General features: G+C 51.8%; 11 protein-coding genes. 10 read left to right on the top strand and 1 reads right to left on the bottom strand.

Going from position 1 to position 16,264, the window contains the following annotated elements; genetic code table 11:
* The first annotated feature begins 8 nt into the window (after positions 1–8).
* The 10 genes from AC0VZ8_RS10480 to AC0VZ8_RS10525 all read left to right on the top strand — a co-directional run bounded on the left by AC0VZ8_RS10480 (position 9) and on the right by AC0VZ8_RS10525 (position 13,984).
* Complete coding sequence (locus AC0VZ8_RS10480) at positions 9–1,202, top strand: HEAT repeat domain-containing protein (protein ID WP_260064084.1); 1,194 nt, start codon at positions 9–11, stop codon at positions 1,200–1,202.
* A gap of 43 nt (positions 1,203–1,245) precedes the next feature.
* Positions 1,246–2,613 carry a glycosyltransferase family 2 protein gene (locus AC0VZ8_RS10485; RefSeq protein ID WP_235613270.1) on the top strand — a complete coding sequence of 456 codons (1,368 nt, stop codon included), beginning with the start codon at positions 1,246–1,248 and terminating at the stop codon, positions 2,611–2,613.
* 61 nt (positions 2,614–2,674) lie between these two features.
* Positions 2,675–3,481, top strand: a complete 807-nt coding sequence (locus AC0VZ8_RS10490) for a response regulator transcription factor (RefSeq protein WP_071223785.1) — start codon at positions 2,675–2,677, stop codon at positions 3,479–3,481.
* Between the two features lie 183 nt (positions 3,482–3,664).
* Positions 3,665–5,026 (top strand): nucleotide sugar dehydrogenase, encoded by a 1,362-nt coding sequence (locus AC0VZ8_RS10495; RefSeq protein ID WP_194541823.1) that lies wholly within the window; start codon positions 3,665–3,667, stop codon positions 5,024–5,026.
* Between the two features lie 17 nt (positions 5,027–5,043).
* Positions 5,044–5,952 carry a hypothetical protein gene (locus AC0VZ8_RS10500; protein ID WP_475486796.1) on the top strand — a complete coding sequence of 303 codons (909 nt, stop codon included), beginning with the start codon at positions 5,044–5,046 and terminating at the stop codon, positions 5,950–5,952.
* A 470-nt stretch (positions 5,953–6,422) separates the two neighbouring features.
* Complete coding sequence (locus AC0VZ8_RS10505) at positions 6,423–7,874, top strand: polysaccharide deacetylase family protein (RefSeq protein ID WP_475487672.1); 1,452 nt, start codon at positions 6,423–6,425, stop codon at positions 7,872–7,874.
* A 1-nt stretch (position 7,875) separates the two neighbouring features.
* Positions 7,876–9,189 (top strand): nucleotide sugar dehydrogenase, encoded by a 1,314-nt coding sequence (locus AC0VZ8_RS10510; RefSeq protein WP_475486797.1) that lies wholly within the window; start codon positions 7,876–7,878, stop codon positions 9,187–9,189.
* Between the two features lie 15 nt (positions 9,190–9,204).
* Complete coding sequence (locus AC0VZ8_RS10515; protein ID WP_260064075.1) at positions 9,205–11,076, top strand: glycosyltransferase family 2 protein; 1,872 nt, start codon at positions 9,205–9,207, stop codon at positions 11,074–11,076.
* A gap of 32 nt (positions 11,077–11,108) precedes the next feature.
* Positions 11,109–12,866, top strand: a complete 1,758-nt coding sequence (locus AC0VZ8_RS10520; protein ID WP_475486798.1) for a polysaccharide deacetylase family protein — start codon at positions 11,109–11,111, stop codon at positions 12,864–12,866.
* A 29-nt stretch (positions 12,867–12,895) separates the two neighbouring features.
* Complete coding sequence (locus AC0VZ8_RS10525) at positions 12,896–13,984, top strand: glycosyl hydrolase family 18 protein (RefSeq protein ID WP_475486799.1); 1,089 nt, start codon at positions 12,896–12,898, stop codon at positions 13,982–13,984.
* A 128-nt stretch (positions 13,985–14,112) separates the two neighbouring features.
* Here the strand turns inward: AC0VZ8_RS10525 and AC0VZ8_RS10530 are convergent, their stop codons facing one another.
* On the bottom strand, positions 14,113–16,251 hold the full coding sequence (locus tag AC0VZ8_RS10530) for a YhgE/Pip domain-containing protein (RefSeq protein ID WP_475486800.1): 2,139 nt from the start codon (positions 16,249–16,251) through the stop codon (positions 14,113–14,115).
* Between the last annotated feature and the right edge of the window lie 13 nt (positions 16,252–16,264).

Genomic DNA, 16,264 nt, shown 5'->3' on the forward strand with positions numbered 1-16,264 from the left:
CATCGGATATGTTTTCAAATTTAGAAATGGCATACGTCTTTGTCTATGTATGTCTCGGCCTTATTGCAGCCGGCATTATCCTGTTGTTCCAAATGAAGATCAAGCACAATGCTGTACAAAGAGAAACGGAACGCTTAACAGTAAAACATCATGACTATTTTGTGTATGTCCAGTGTCATCTGCATGACGATACGAAGCTGGAGCTCCCGCCCGGCAAATTGACTTCGGCTGAGCGCCGGGTCATTCAAGCCAAGTTTATCGAGTGGATCGAGCAATTCAAAGGGGACGCCAGAGATAAGCTACTGCGCTTATGCCGGGAAGCCGGATTTGTGGAAGAGGAGGTTCGGGCATTATCCAGCCTGCGGAAAGACCGTCGTATCGAGGCGGTCTACCGCCTTGGAGGGATGCGTGCGGAAGAGGCTGTGCCGCAGCTTCAGCAGCTGATGAACCGTACCAAATACGGCCCGATGACCATCATCATTGCGCGGGCGATTGCCAAAAGCGCAGTTCAGTCACAGCAGATTCGAGAGATGCTGTCCAAACTGCTGTCCTACGATAAAGCCATTCATCATATGGCTGCCGATATTTTGCTTGAAACCCGGCTGGATTCGGCCAGCCTCATGCGCAAGCTCTTGGATGATCCCGATCCTGGACTGGTCAAGGTATCGCTTGTAGCCATGTGGGGGCAGGCCATTCCGGCTGTCGTGCCGGCACTCGATCGATTGGTCGGATCCGAGGAGAAGGACGTACGTGCGGAGGCGGTCAAGCTGTATCTTGGCTCCTATCCGGCACTGAAGGATGATACCATTGCGGAGCTTATGAATGATCATGAGTGGGAAGTACGTGCCGCAGCGGCCAAAGCGCTGGGACGACTGCACGCCGCAGGCAGCATTCCGATTCTGGCTTCCGCCTTGAAGGACGAGAATTGGCATGTGCGCAACAACAGCGCGGAGAGTCTTGCGATGTTGGGAGAACAAGGTTTCGAGACCTTGTGCCAAGCCGCCCTGACAGGAGAAGGTCCAGCCAGGGAAACGGCCTTGTACCGGATCGAACGGATCATGTCCAACGAAGGCGAATACGAGCAAGTCGAACAAATGGTGGCATTTAACAAAAGAAAACTGGTGTACGATCGTTATTTCGGTATTCAAACGAACAAACGGATCAGCACGGTTGCAGGAGTAGGAGGAGATTACACTGCTTAGAGATATCCTGCTCACTTACGGGATGGTGGCGATTTATTACGTCATGATCGTTAGCGCGCTTTATTTTGTAATTCTGATGTTTTCTTTCAGAAATATTAAGGATATTTTCAGACGCGCTACGTATTCCAAATACAATACGCTCTCGGGTTCGGAACTGGTTCCATCGGTATCTTTGCTGGTTCCGGCCTATAACGAAGAGCTGACTATCGCGGAGAATGTCCGCTGTCTGATGACGCTGAACTATCCAACCTATGAGGTCATTGTCATCAATGACGGCTCCTCCGACGAAACGCTGAAGGTGCTGATTGAGGAGTATGGTTTGACGCTGCTGCCCAATCCGGAGATCCGCGGCAACATCAGCACGAACAAGGTTCGCGGCATTTATTATAATCCGCAGTACCCTCAGCTATATCTCATTGACAAAGAAAATGGCGGTAAGGCGGATTCATTGAACGCGGGCATTAACCTGTCCCGTTATCCGCTGATTTCTTCCATCGATGCGGATTCGTTGCTGGAGAAGGATGCACTGATCCGGATGGCCCGCATGTACATGGAGAATCCGGAGGAAACGGTGGCTATCGGCGGAGATGTTCGGATCGCCAATGGCTGCGTGATCGAGAACGGAGAGGTTAAGGACGTATCCTTGCCGCGCCGGATATGGCCGATGTTCCAATCGATCGAATATCTGAAAGCTTTCCTGGGTGGACGAATCGGGTGGAGCCATTTCAACGGGCTCATCATCGTCTCGGGAGCTTTCGGCTTGTTCCGGAAAGATTATGTCATCGCGGTGGGCGGCTATCGGGGTGGCTACCCCGGCGAAGATATGAACATTATTATCAAGCTGCACCGCTATATGCTGGAAAATAAAATCAAGTACCGCGTTTCCTTTTGCCCGGAAGCGGTGTGCTGGACGCAGGCGCCGGACAGCTACAACATTCTGTCCAATCAGCGCAAGCGCTGGGGACGGGGAAACTTGAAGAACATGATCGAGAACCGCGATATGGTGTTCAATCCGAAATATAAAGTCATGGGCATGTTGACGATGCCCTACAACGTTATTTTTGAAGCGTTAAACCCTTACTTCAGAATTACGGGCCTTCTGGCTCTGCTTGGATATGTATTGTTGGATATGACAAATTGGCATGTGCTGGTCGTGTTTGGACTCGTCAATTTTTTAAGTGGGTACCTGCTCAGCGTGGGAGCTCTCATCCTGGAGGAGATGGCCTTCCGCCGGTATACCAAATTGTCCGATCTGGTGAAGATGCTCCTCTTCTCGGCACTCAAATTTGTGGGATACCACCAGTTAGGTGTGCTGTGGAGAGTACAGGGGCATATTCAATATCTGCAAAACAACAATTCATGGGGGACCATGACCCGGCAGAGCTGGAAAGATAAGAACGAGGCTGCCTGACTTCAAGGCCCGGTTCATATGTAACAGCATCAAAATATAAAGAGAGGTGGGACCTACAGTTATGTCTCAATCCGCAACATTGCAACGCGTGCAGGCCGTAGATTTTTACGGCCGCCTGGAGGAGGAAGTGAGAAACCATAGCCATGGAACAGCATTGCTGTTTCTGTACTGTGCAGGCAATCTGTCCGAGACGGAGGCTGGGCTGGCAGAGGTTCAAAGCTTTGTGGATCAGCTGTCCGGCGTGAACGGTGAGGTACTGCAAGACACCCAAACCGGTGTAATGGCCGTTACCTTGCCTGGATATTCGCTGGATGCCGCCCATTATCAGGCATTGCTCCTGAAGCAGCATCTGCAAGGCCGTTTGGAGCAAGCAGATCCGCGTATTACGCTTGCCGCGCTTACGGAAGTGCCATCAGCGCTGACGTTGAAGCAGATGGCGGAAGCGACCAAGCTCAGCACCTCTTCGGATATTCATATATTTACGCAGGAGGAAGCAGACAGCGGTCAAAACCGCATTCTCATCGTGGATCAAGATGCCACGGTGAGGGAGTTTTTACAGATCCGCTTAGCCATGCAAGGTTATGAAACGCTTGAGGCCGTTGACGGTTTGGAGGCGCTGGATCTCATCCCGAAATGGGAGCCGGATCTTGTGCTGACCGAGCTCAACCTGCATGGCATCGACGGCCTGCCTTTCATCCATCATATCCAGCAGCTGGATATGAAGGAGCCGCCGAAAATTGTGGTACTAACGGAGAAACGAGTGGAGCAAACGATCAGCCAATGCTTCCAAAACGGGGTGGATGATTATGTAACCAAACCGTTCTCGCCGGTGGAACTGGATGCCCGCATCCGCCGCTGCCTTCATTAAACACATCGTTACTAACGCTTCTAGTTTGATGAGAATTAATGAATGATGAATGATACGTGATTAGTTGAGCTGAGAGGTTCTTTAATCGCAAGGAGAGAGTTCAACAAAACGAGGTCTGTCTTTTGGCGAATAGGCAAAAGAAATAGACGAATAGACTAAACATCCGATGGAGGTTGAATACTTGTGAATGAGGAATATGAAACTTTATTGAGTGCCATTGAGAATAAGAAAGCCGTTCTGGGTGTTGTGGGACTGGGCTATGTAGGATTGCCGCTGGCTGTGGAAATGGTAAGACAGGGATTCACGGTCATCGGTATCGATCTGGATTCTGACAAAATTGACCGCATTTACCGCGGCGAGTCCTATATTAGTGACATCTCGTCCGAAGAGCTTGCGGCATGCATGGAGACCGGACGCTTTAAGCCGACAACGGATTACAGCATGATTGCTGTGATCGACGCCGTCAGCATCTGCGTGCCGACGCCGCTCAGCGAGAATCAGGACCCGGATACATCCTACATTACAATGGTAGTCGATCAGCTCAAACGCTTTATGAAGCCTAACCTGTTAATTACACTGGAGAGCACGACTTATCCGGGAACCACGGAGGAGCTGATTCAGCAGCCGATTGAGAAGCTCGGTTATAAGGTCGGCCAAAACTTCTATCTGTGCTTCTCGCCGGAACGGGTCGATCCATCCAACAGCCGGTTCAATACCCGAAATACGCCGAAGGTCATCGGAGGAACGACGGATGCCTGCCTAAAGCTGGGTGAAGCGTTATACAAGCAGTATGTGGAGACGGTGGTGCCCGTCAGCAACCCGAAAGTTGCGGAAATGTCCAAACTGCTGGAAAATACGTTCCGCAGCGTGAATATTGCCTTTGTCAACGAGATGGCCATGATGTGTGACCGCATGGGCATTGATGTATGGGAAGTGATCAATGCAGCGGCAACCAAGCCGTTCGGATTCATGCCATTCTATCCGGGACCGGGCATCGGCGGCCATTGCATCCCGCTGGATCCCATGTATCTGTCCTGGAAGGCCAAGGGCTTCCGCTTCTACAGCAAATTTATTGAGCTGGCACAGTCCACCAACGATAATATGCCTTACTATGTGATCAACAAGACGGCTACGATTCTGAACGAATATGCCAAATCGATCAAACGCTCCAATATCCTGCTGTTAGGCATGGCTTACAAACCGGACATCAGCGATTTGCGTGAATCCCCGGGCCTTGAAGTATATGAACAGTTCAAGGAAAATGGCGCCTATGTGGATTATTACGATCCGTATGCCCACAGCTTCGTGGATAAGCAAGGCGGAACGGTACGCAGCGTGGAGTATGATCTGGCGAAATTCAGCCGTTACGACTGCATCGTCCTCATTACAAACCACAGCAATCTGGATTATCATTCGATCGCTTCGACCGGCGTGCCAATCTTAGATACACGAAATGCATTTAAAGCGTTCGCCGAGCCTCATATCTACAAGATCGGCCATTCCGTTCAGCATGTAGCTGAGCCGGGTGAGGCTGTCTTGATCTGATGAAATGGACGAGAAGAATGAGGCCTATACATGCAAAAGCGAAGTGGATCATTCTGGTTGCCGGCATCTGTCTTTTGCTGCTGATCCTTTTTCTTCTCCCGTCAGGCAAGGTGAATCAGAACAAGGCTACATGGCTGTGGGATGCAAGTCTGATCCGGAGTGAAACGGAGGAGATTGTAGCCTTTAGCGGCAGGGAAGGCATTACAACGATCTTTTTGCAGATTCAACAAGAGGTGACGGACGAAGAATACCGCCATTTTGTAGCTGCGGCTCATCAGCAGGGGATCAGCGTCCATGCCTTGAACGGTCAGCCGGATTGGGCTTATGAGGAAGGCCGGCGACAAGGGATGGAGCTGCTGGCCTGGCTGGAAGCGTACAATCGGACGGCTGCGCCGGAGGAGAAATTCGAGGGCGTGCAGTTCGATGTTGAGCCCTATGTGCTCCGAAGATGGGGTCGTGAACAGGCACAGGTGGTGGAAGAATGGAGCGCGAACATGGAGGTTTGGGTGCAGGAGGCAAAGCGTCAGGGGCTAACGTTCAGCGCCGCCGTTCCTTTCTGGCTTGACTCGATACCTGGACCCCGCAGCGCGGATGCCGATTCGTTCAGCCGCTGGATGATTGAGAATACGGACGCGATTGCCGTTATGGCGTACCGGGACAGCGGGGAGCAGATGTATGAATTGTCCAAGGAAGAGCTGGAGCAGGCCGACGAACTCGGCAAGTCTGTCTGGATCGGCATGGAGCTTGGGGATACGGAGGAAGGCGAGCATTTGACCTTTTATTCTAAGAGCGAGCAGGAGATGGAGGACGAAGCCCTGCACGCCGCCAAACTTGGCAGCGACCATAACTCCTTTGCGGGACTGGCCGTCCATCACTACCAGGCTTGGGTTCACAAACGAACCGCGATGGCTGGGGAAGAGCCTTGATTTGCATGAGGTTCAATAGCGATTTTCAGGTTAAATGGTAACAACATGAGCAGCATGTGCAACATGAATCATTCACAATTCAACGTACCTTCGAGAGTCTTAAGAGACTTTCGGAGGTATTTTTTTTGTCTGACAGTGGGCCAGGTCCCGGTTAAATCGGAAATGTTTAGAAATTGTATAGAACTGAATTCTATAATGTGAATCATCGAGCGGCAGGGAGTAAAAGCATGTTTAGAAAAAAACATGGGCAACGGATTACACAAGCTGGACGACCGGGGTTCTTTATTGTAATTCAAAGTTATGAAAATGATGAAAATCCATGAATTTTTCCAAAATGTTATAGCAATTATGATAGGTTGGTGTTATATTCAATTGGTTTATTCAGGAAGGGCTTTAATAAAAACCCTGATTGAAATTTTAAAAGGAGTATCCAGATGAAAAGAGATTTTAGTAAAACCCGAATGTTATACATGCTAACAAGAATGACCGGACTGTTGTTAACCCTGGCGTTACTGGGTGGTTGTGGTCTTTTTAGTGGTAAGCAAGCTCCCAGCGATGAAGCGGGCGGTTTGACAGCGACAGTTCAAAAAGTGGAACGGTATACGGGAGAAAAGAGTAGGGAAATCCCGTTTGTTTACACAGCCAGGAAAGAATTGGCGCTCACCTTTAACGGCATGGGCGATAAAGCGACCATGATGGCCCTGATCGATGAGCTGGATGCCTATGGAATCAAGGCGACCTTCTTTCTTCCGGGGATCCGTGTGGCGGAGGAACCAGACATTGCGGATGCCATTTTGTCCAGAGGTCATGAAATTGAGAACAATACGCTCAATCAGCTCGATATGAATCAGCTTGATTACGATCAGATCTATAAGGAAATCAAACTCGCGAACGATGTCATTGAGCGGGAAACGGGCGTCCAGCCCCGCTATGTGCGGACACGCTCGGGCGATTATCCGGATGAAGTGCCGCTGGCAGCTGCACATCTTGGAATGAAGGCCGTTGTAAGTTACAACATTAATCCCAAGGATCGCAATATGCAGAGTGCAGAAGAGATTGGAGAGTATGTGACCAGGTACATCTCCAGAGGCAGTATTATTTCCATGAATACCGATGTCAATCCGGAAGTGATTTCTTCTATTAAATACATAGCCCAGGCCGTGGACGATATCGGATATCAATTGGTTACGCTGGATGAGCTGGTGCGCAATGGCGGCGTGCGAAAACCGCTCGAGTTAATTCCGGGATACGACGCTGCTAGAATGAACCCGGATTATGAACAGGCGAAATATGAACTGGTTTATAAAGTCAATACCAACAAAAAAGAAGTTGCCCTGACCTTTGATGATTTCGGAAGCGACAAAACGGTAACCCGCATCCTTGATATTTTGGAGGAGCATGGTGTGAAGGCCACCTTCTTCCTGCGGGCCAAAGGAGTGGAAAGCAACCCGAATTTGGCGCGGGCGATGGTCGAAGGCGGACACGATGTGGCCAATCATTCCTACAGCCATCCCGTCGTTACATCGCTAACGCCGGAAGAGCTGCAGCAGGATGTCGTCAAGGCCCACCAGGTTATTACAGAGGCCATACAGCAGCAGCCTGTCATGCTGTTTCGGCCGCCGACCGGCGTGGTAGATGACGAACGGGCCAAAGCGCTGGCGGCTGCCGGTTACCCCGCCATTGCAATGTATGATGTGACTACGCTGGATTGGGATATTTCCAACAGTGCCGACGATATTGTAAACGGAGTTATGACCAAGACACAAAAGGGAAGCGTCATTCTGCTCCATATGCTGGATGACATTCATACCATTGAGGCCCTGCCCAGAGTAATCGAAGGGTTGAAGAATAAAGGATATACGTTTGTAAAAATGGCGGACATGATGCAGCTGCAGGACAAAGCCGCAATGGAGATGGAATAAGATGGAATTATATGTGAATATGTTGGACCGCGTTGACAAATTAGCGGTCGTCGGTCTTGGGTATGTGGGCCTGCCGCTGGCGGTCGCATTCTCAAGAAAGCTGGATGTCATCGGCTTCGATCTGAGCGAGGCCAAGGTGCAGCAGTACCGCAGCGGATTCGATGCTACTGGTGAGATCGGGGATACTTCGCTTGCGAACTGCTCGGCGTCCTTCACCTCGGATCCGGACAAGCTGAAGGAAGCGCGCTGCTTTATTGTCGCCGTTCCGACACCCGTAAAAAGCGGAAACGTCCCGGATCTGAAATTCGTGCGCAATGCCAGCCGATTGGTCGGCCGCGCATTGACCCGGGGAGCGGTTGTTGTGTATGAGTCAACGGTTTATCCGGGCGTAACGGAGGAGGTTTGCATTCCGATTCTTGAAGAAGAGTCCGGCCTGCGCCTGGGCGAGGATTTCAAGGTGGGGTATTCCCCGGAACGAATCAATCCCGGAGACCAGGTACACCGACTCGAGACCATCGTGAAAATCGTGTCCGGTAATGACCCGGAGGCACTGGAGACGGTTGCCAGCCTATATGAGCTGATTATTGATGCAGGCGTTCACCGGGCGGAAAGCATCCGGGTGGCGGAAGCAGCCAAAGTCATCGAGAATGCCCAGCGCGATATCAATATCGCTTTCATGAACGAGCTCTCCATGCTGTTCAACGAGATGGATATCGATACGAATGCCGTGCTGCGGGCTGCGGAAACGAAGTGGAATTTCCTCCCGTTCCGGCCGGGGCTTGTTGGCGGACATTGCATCGGAATTGATCCATATTATTTGACGTACAAGGCCGAGGATACGGGATATCATTCCAAAATTATTTTGGCCGGGCGGCATATTAATGACGGAATGGGGAAATACATCGCCCAGCATGTCATTAAACTCGCGGTTCGCCAAGGTATCGATCTGATGAGGGCGAAGGTGGCGGTAATGGGTCTGGCCTTTAAGGAAGACTGCCGGGATATCCGCAACTCCAAAGTCATCGATATTATTACGGAGCTGCAGGACTACGGAATTCAACCGATGGTCGCGGACCCGCATGTGGACCCGCATCAGGCTTATGAGGAATATGGTATCGAGCTGTCGGCCATGAGCGAATTGAAAGACATTCAGATTGCGGTTGTCGCCGTCGCACACCGGGAGTTCAAGCAGCTTGGGATTGCCGAATTCAAGGACATGTTTAGCTCTGAAGGAGAGAAGCTTCTGATCGACGTGAAGGGAGCTTATCCAAAAACCGAATATGAAGCAAATGGCTTTCATTATTGGAGTTTGTAACGATGGGAGAAAGCAATGAGGATTATAAAAAGAAAGCAACCGAAGAGCACTAAAGAAGTTCTTGCGGTTCCGCGCACGGATAGACGTACTCTTTCCTATGTACCTGACCCGGAGCAGATTCGTTTGAACGCGGACCGGAGAGGCAACCGGGCTGAGCAGCCCGGGGATGATTTGTCCAGCTCTGAATATTTAAATAAGCTGCGTATGCTCAGCTTGCGTTATGAAGCGGAATTTGAAGTATGGATCGTCCCCAAGGGGAAAAAGAAAAAAGCCGGGATTAAGGGACAGGCAGCCGACATTTCGGCCACGGGCCTGCTGCTCAAGCTGCCGGACGCTTCTTCAGGTCTTGAAGTGGGCGACAAGGTGAAAGCCCGATTCCGGATCCCGCCAGGTGCGATGCCGGAAGGTTTCGAATCGGCTGTAAGGATGGATGCAAGCATCGTTCGTCGGGCCACGAATTTGGCAGAATCCGGTGAAGAACATATGCTTGCCTTGGAATTTGAGAAGCCGCTGACTGAATATTTTCAGCGCAAACGGTGGGGATATTCCGTATATTCTGCCAGCGCGTTGATGTTCGTGGCGGTGCTCTTCATCATACTGATGCGGGCCGAGAGCATTATCTATTTTAAATACAACATGGTGCTGTATTTGTACAGCTTAATCGCAGCCCTGTTTTTGCTAACTCGCTATCTGTTTGGGGCATTGTACCGCGATGTGCCGATCCATCCGGATTATACACCAGGGGTTTCGATTATCATCCCCTGCTTCAATGAAGCGGATTGGATTAAACGTACGATTCTCAGCTGTATTAATCAGGATTATCCGGTAGATAAGCTGGAGGTCATCGTCGTAGATGACCGATCGACAGACCAATCGGTGCAGCAGATCAAGGATATGATTGAAGTGATTCACTCCGAGGCGGAGCGTTACGCGACCCGCGAACGCTTGTCCTATACGGTGCTGCCGGAGAATGCGGGCAAGCGGGCCGCCCTGGTCAAGGGCGTGGAGATGGCGAAGCATGATTTGGTGGTCTTCGTGGACTCCGACAGCTTTCTGGACCCGACGGCGATTCGCCACCTCGTTCAGCCTTTTCAGGACCCTAAGATGGGCGGCGTGGCCGGCCGGACGGACGTCGAGAACAAATATACCAATAATATGACGAAGCTGCAGACGGTCCGTTATTATATTGCCTTTCGGATCATGAAAGCGGCGGAGTCCTGGTTTGACAGCGTGACCTGCTTGTCGGGCCCGTTATCCTGCTATCGGAAAGAGCTGATCCTGCAGCATGCGGACGCCTGGCTGAACCAGAAGTTTCTGGGCAGACCGGCCACCTTCGGGGATGACCGAAGCATGACGAACTTTATTTTGAAAACACATCGCACCGGTTACCAGGATTCCGCCATATGCTCGACGATTGTCCCTTCGCAGATGAAGGTGTTCCTGAAGCAGCAGATGCGCTGGAAGCGCTCCTGGCTGCGCGAGTCGCTCCGGGCCGGAAGCTTTATTTGGCGCAAAGAGCCGTTTATGGCATTGTTTTTCTACATAGGCCTAATCGTGCCGATTGCCGCGCCTGTCGTGGTTGCCTATAACTTGATGTACGTGCCGATCGTTCACGGCATTTTCCCGGGGACCTTCCTGATGGGCTTGCTGCTGATGGCGCTGCTGATGAGTCTTGCCCACCTGCTGTTTCGCAAGAGCAAGCTCTGGGTGTTCGGCTTCGTGTTCTGTCTGTTCTATGAGTTTGTCCTGTTATGGCAGATGCCGGTGGCCTGGTTTACCTTCTGGAAGTCGACATGGGGGACCCGGGAAACACCGCAGGATATTGAAGCTAGAGAGAAGAAGGAAGCCCGCAAGCGTAAAGGCAAAAAATTCGGATTACCGTTCTGATCGTGTCAAAGCGGTTGAAGTGAGGATGACAAATGGGTAAAAAACAAAAAACAGCCCTCAATGTTCAGCGAAAAAATCGCCGCAAAATCATCAAAGTTACGGCACAGGTCGTTGTATTGGCCGTAGTAGCCGTCCTGCTGGCGGATGCGATTTTCGATTTTCGCACCTATAAGGAGCCGGACAGAGCGGCTTGGCGTCAGGATCAGGGCTTTATTGCGCTATCCTATTTTGGGGTCGGCCGCACCGGGACATCCAAGCTCGTATCCAAGAGCCAGCTGGATGCACAATTGAAGGCTTTATATGAACAGGGCTACACCACGATTTCGCAGCAAGATATTATCGATTATTATCGTAATGGCAAGAAGCTGCCGGATAAAGCGCTGTATCTGTCCTTTGAAGATGGACGGAATGAATCCGCGCTGTTCGCGCAGCCGCTGCTGGAGAAATACAACTATAAGGCCACCTTCCTGTCCTATGCGGACAAAATGGGCAACAGTGAACGGAAATTTCTGCAGCCGAAGGATATGCTGAAGATGACCCGCACCGGTTATTGGGAGCTGGGGACCAACGGCAACCGGCTGACTTATATTAATATTTTTGATCGTGAAGGCCGTTATATCGGCGTTAAGGATGAGGGTGAACTGACCAGCAAATCCAACGTGGAGTATTACAACCACTATTTGATGGATTTCATTCGCGACGAGAACATGATACCGCTCGAGAACCGCGCGGAGATGGAAGAACGGATACAAGCTGATTATGAGGCGATGAATAAAGTCTACACGGAATCGCTGGGTTATGTTCCAGGGACATATATGATCATGCACGCCAATGCGCTTGGCAGCGGCATGAATCAGCTTGTAGCCGATGCCAATACGGAGCAGATTGAGCAGTTGTTTGGGATGAATTTCAACCGGGAAGGTATGGCTTTCAACTCGCTGGATAGCGATCTTTATAATCTGACTCGGGTCCAGCCTGCTCCTTACTGGTCCACCAACCACCTGTTGTTGAAGCTGCACAAGGACCAGGGACAACCTATGCAGTTTGTGCGGGGGGACAAGCAGCAGGCTGACAACTGGGAGCTGCTCGGCGGAGCGGTTGAATTTTCGGATAACCGTTTCGTGGTCACATCGCCTCCGTCTCAGGCAGGGACGGTTTATTTAAAAGGTAGTGAAGAGACTGACGTAACCGTCTCGGCTAAAGCGCTCGGTTATGTGGTAGGACGGCAGTCCATCTATGTCCGTTACGACAGGACCAAGGGCTCTTATGTAAGGCTCCTTCTGGAGAACAATAACGTGGTGGTAGAACAGAAGCGAGCAGGTCAAGCGCCCGAGGAGCTGTTCACTTATTCCCTGCCGAAGGTCGAGTGGGGTGAAGAGGATCTGCAATTCGACAAAGCATCGGTATATACCAAGGAACAGACGCAGGCCGGAGATCGGGATGATGAGAATGAGTATCCGGTCAACATACTTGGCAACCGCTCGTTGGAGATTTCGGTGAAAGGTCATTCCGTGTCGGTGAGTGTCGATCAACAGTTAATTCTGGACCAGCAGCCTGTGGATGTTTCGATTGGCGCAGGGGGCGTGGCGTTTGAATCGCAATATCACGAGCAGAATGAGAAGGATGATATTTACGACGCTATTTTTGAAGATGTCAACATAACATCTGAGCCTGCGGGCGGCGATCGGAAGCTGCTGTTTACGAACAAGCCGTCCGGACTGACCGGAGTCCTGACAGGCGTGCAGAGAAGTTTGAACCGGGCGGTTGACTGGGCTGTGGAGACCTTTTAAAATTCGGATGGCGTAGGACGTGAACAAGAATGAAGAATCGCAGGAGGAAATGGGCAGGAGCAGTGGTGCTGATGGCTTTGTGCGCTGCTGTCTCCTTCTGGTGGCTGCGCACCGAAGAGCAGGAGAAAGCACTGCAGCCTCAGATACCGCAAACGGGAGTAAAGCTGTCTGCCTGGATTACGGATTGGCAGTGGAGGACGGGCATAACCGATATGGAGCAGCTCGGCAGCGAGCTTGAAGAGATCCATTTTTTTGCAGCCTACTTCAATCATAAAGACGAACTCCATTTTACTTCGGATTTTCGGGAGGGGCTGCCTGAATTTCAGGAGATTTCCCGGAAAGGGGAGCAGCTTCGCCGGGTCCTGACCATCGTAAACGATCGCTTCGATACCGATGGGACGGCGGAACAGAAGGATCCTGAGCTCATCTCCCGGATCGTGGCTACTCCGGAAAGCCGCAGCCAGCATATCGGGCACATTCTGGCTGCAGTATCCCAGCATGGCTTTCGTGGCGTCGAGCTGGATTACGAGAAGGTACGCAAGGAAGATTGGGCGAATCTGTGCGCTCTTTACGAGGAGCTGTATGAACGTTTACAAGCGGAGGGTTTCTCTCTTCGAATCGTCCTGGAGCCGGGGATCTCCCAGTCATCCTTGGAGTTGTTGCCGGCAGGCCCGGATTATGTCGTGATGGCCTATAACTTGTACGGAGGGCATAGCGGACCGGGGCCGAAGGCGGATCACGCCTTGATCAGAAAGCTGGCGGACAAACTGCGCGGGATTCCGGGAGACCATGCCATCGCACTGTCGGTTGGAGGGTTTGACTGGGCGAAGAACGGCAAGGTTGTCTCTTTAACGGAAAAGCGTGCGGTGGAGCTGGCGCATTCCATCTCGGAAGTGCCGAAGCGGGATTCGTCAAGTGGTGCCCTGCATTATGAATATACGGACGACCAAGGCATCGGCCATACGGTATGGTATGCAGATGGTATGACCATTGCCGGCTGGATGGATACGGCGAGAGATACGGGTGTTTCGAAGATTGCGATCTGGCGGCTCGGGGATATGGAAGAGGATACGTTGAAACAGCTGAAGGAATACCACCAGCAATCCCGACATAAGTAAATCTTATATGAAAAAAGGACATCCCATGGCTGTAAGAAGCCGCTAGGGGTGTCCTTTTGCGTAAAATATGACTAAAGTTGTAATCAGACAGTCATTCTGTGCGGATATACGCTCCGAAAGGGGCTGGATTAATGGATGAGTTTCGAGGCTCTCGCTTTACGGACAAGACCGCCGCTGGCGCGGTTGATCGGTTTCTTGAGCGCTATCCCGATCATCAGCGCAATTGCGGCAAAGATCAGCATGAACAGGACATCCCGGATGACAATATCCCATAGAATGCCGCCTACGGCTTCCCGCATCATGCTAATGGCGTAGGTGAACGGCAGATACGGATGCAATGCCTGGAAGAAGGGCGGCGTCATCTGGATCGGGAACGTTCCGCCCGCGCCTGCGAGCTGCAGCACGAGAAGTACGATGGCCATCGCTTTTCCGACATTGCCGAATACGGACACCAGCGTATATACAATCAGCATGAAGATGGAGCTGATCAGCAGCGCAAACAGGATGAACCAGCCCGGATTCACGACATAGGTCCGCAGCAAATAGATATCACCCAGGGTGACGAATAGCGCTTGGAACAGGGCAATGGTGAGAAAGGTTAAATAGCGTCCGAAGTAAACCTCGATGCTGCGGAAGCTTCTCTCTTCATCATGAACCTCAACGGAGAGCAGGGAAACGAGCAGCAGGGCACCTACCCACAAGGATAAAGTCGTGAAGAAGGGAGACATGGCGGACCCGTAGTTCGGGATCGGATACAGGCGATTCTCTTCCAGCGTTACAGGCTCGGCAAAAAACTGGCTTTCGAGCTCGAAATTATTTTGAAGCAAATCAATAACCTCTTGAATATCTCCCTCAGCTTCCATCTCACGGAGCCGATTCGCCAGCTGCGTAATCCGAAGCTCGGCCTCCGGCAGACGGCTTTGGGCAAGCTGTACTTCTTCCCCGCCTACTTTAAGACCTTTCCGGGCGTCTTTGAGCAAATGCTGAATGTCGGGGACGCTGGCAAGCGCCTGGGTCAGCTCCTGCTGCACACGCTTGGCTGTGCCTGCGCCCTTGGTGAAGGCTTTGCTTATCGCCGGACCGATCTCCGTATCGTAGCGGCTTAACAGCGTGTTGGTCAGTCCCGTAATGTCATCGTTCAGCTTTTTCAACTTATCGATGGAATCTGCTGGTGCTTCTTCTCCCCGTTCCACGGCTTGGGCTATCGTTTGGAGCACGGATTGAGCAGAGGTCCATCGTGCGGCAAGCTTGGCCGCCCCGGAAGCTGCTGCCGGGGAGATGGAGCCCAGCCGCTTGAACAATTGACCCAGCCGGGCTGCGGCTTTCGCTGCGGTCTCTGCGCGTTCCTGCGCAGCGTTCAGGCGGCTGGCAAGCTCCTTCGGGTCGATATCGGCTTGCCCCAGAGCGTCCAGCACTTGCGAGAGCGCTCCGGTGGTTGCGGCCAGTACCTCCAAGTCCTGACGCAGAGTTGGCTCCAGCGATTTCGATGCATCGGCGGCCTGATTCGCGAACTCCGCCAGCGCACCGGCCATGGCCTTGCCGTCCGTGGAAATTCCCTCAAGGCGAGGCAGGGCGGCGTCGGCTTGCTGAACCAATCGGTTGGCCAGCTTAATATCTTTTGCAGCTGTGCCCACCGCTTCATTGAGCTCCGGAAAGCTTTTTTCGAGCCGGAACAGAAGGCTTCGTACTTTATTGATGGCCGGGAGCTGGTTCTCGATCTCAATCCCGAGCGTGTTGAAAATCTCGAAGATGGTGCCGTTGGCGGTTTTGATGAAATTTTTGCTGATTTCCTCCACAACACCGGATGCGCCCTGGGCCGTCACTTTGGGAGAAATGGCGTTGATTTTTTCGTTCGTATAATAGAGGATCTGAGCTTTGACAGGCTCATTGGTCAGCACGGTGCCGATCCGGGCAGAGAAGTTCTCCGGAATAATGATAGCAGCATAATCATTGCCGCGTCGTACACCCTGAATGGCGTTCTCGCGATCATCCGTAAAACGCCACCCCAGCTTCTCATTGTGATGGAGGGACTCCACGATTTCCTTTCCCAGGTTAATGGGCTGATCGCGGAGGGTGGTGCCTTTATCCAGGTTGGCAACGGCAATGGAGATGCCGGAGGTCTGGCCGTAGGGATCCCAGGAGGCCTCAATGTTAAACCAGGCATACAGAGAAGGTAGAATAGCGAGCCCGACGATGATGACACTTGCAGCCCAATTAAGGATGATTCTATGGATATCGGCAGAATATATGTGGAAGATATTCTTCATGGAGCGCTCCTGT

Source organism: Paenibacillus sp. QJM3NY_38 (assembly GCF_056173265.1).

Coding starts and splice junctions, on each gene's coding strand:
- AC0VZ8_RS10505 (WP_475487672.1), top strand. CDS start 6,423: ATGCTAACAAGAATGACCGGACTGTTGTTAACCCTGGCGTTACTGGGT.
- AC0VZ8_RS10485 (WP_235613270.1), top strand. CDS start 1,246: ATGATCGTTAGCGCGCTTTATTTTGTAATTCTGATGTTTTCTTTCAGA.
- AC0VZ8_RS10515 (WP_260064075.1), top strand. CDS start 9,205: ATGAGGATTATAAAAAGAAAGCAACCGAAGAGCACTAAAGAAGTTCTT.
- AC0VZ8_RS10510 (WP_475486797.1), top strand. CDS start 7,876: ATGGAATTATATGTGAATATGTTGGACCGCGTTGACAAATTAGCGGTC.
- AC0VZ8_RS10525 (WP_475486799.1), top strand. CDS start 12,896: ATGAAGAATCGCAGGAGGAAATGGGCAGGAGCAGTGGTGCTGATGGCT.
- AC0VZ8_RS10520 (WP_475486798.1), top strand. CDS start 11,109: ATGGGTAAAAAACAAAAAACAGCCCTCAATGTTCAGCGAAAAAATCGC.
- AC0VZ8_RS10500 (WP_475486796.1), top strand. CDS start 5,044: ATGAGGCCTATACATGCAAAAGCGAAGTGGATCATTCTGGTTGCCGGC.
- AC0VZ8_RS10490 (WP_071223785.1), top strand. CDS start 2,675: ATGTCTCAATCCGCAACATTGCAACGCGTGCAGGCCGTAGATTTTTAC.
- AC0VZ8_RS10530 (WP_475486800.1), bottom strand. CDS start 16,251: ATGAAGAATATCTTCCACATATATTCTGCCGATATCCATAGAATCATC.
- AC0VZ8_RS10480 (WP_260064084.1), top strand. CDS start 9: ATGTTTTCAAATTTAGAAATGGCATACGTCTTTGTCTATGTATGTCTC.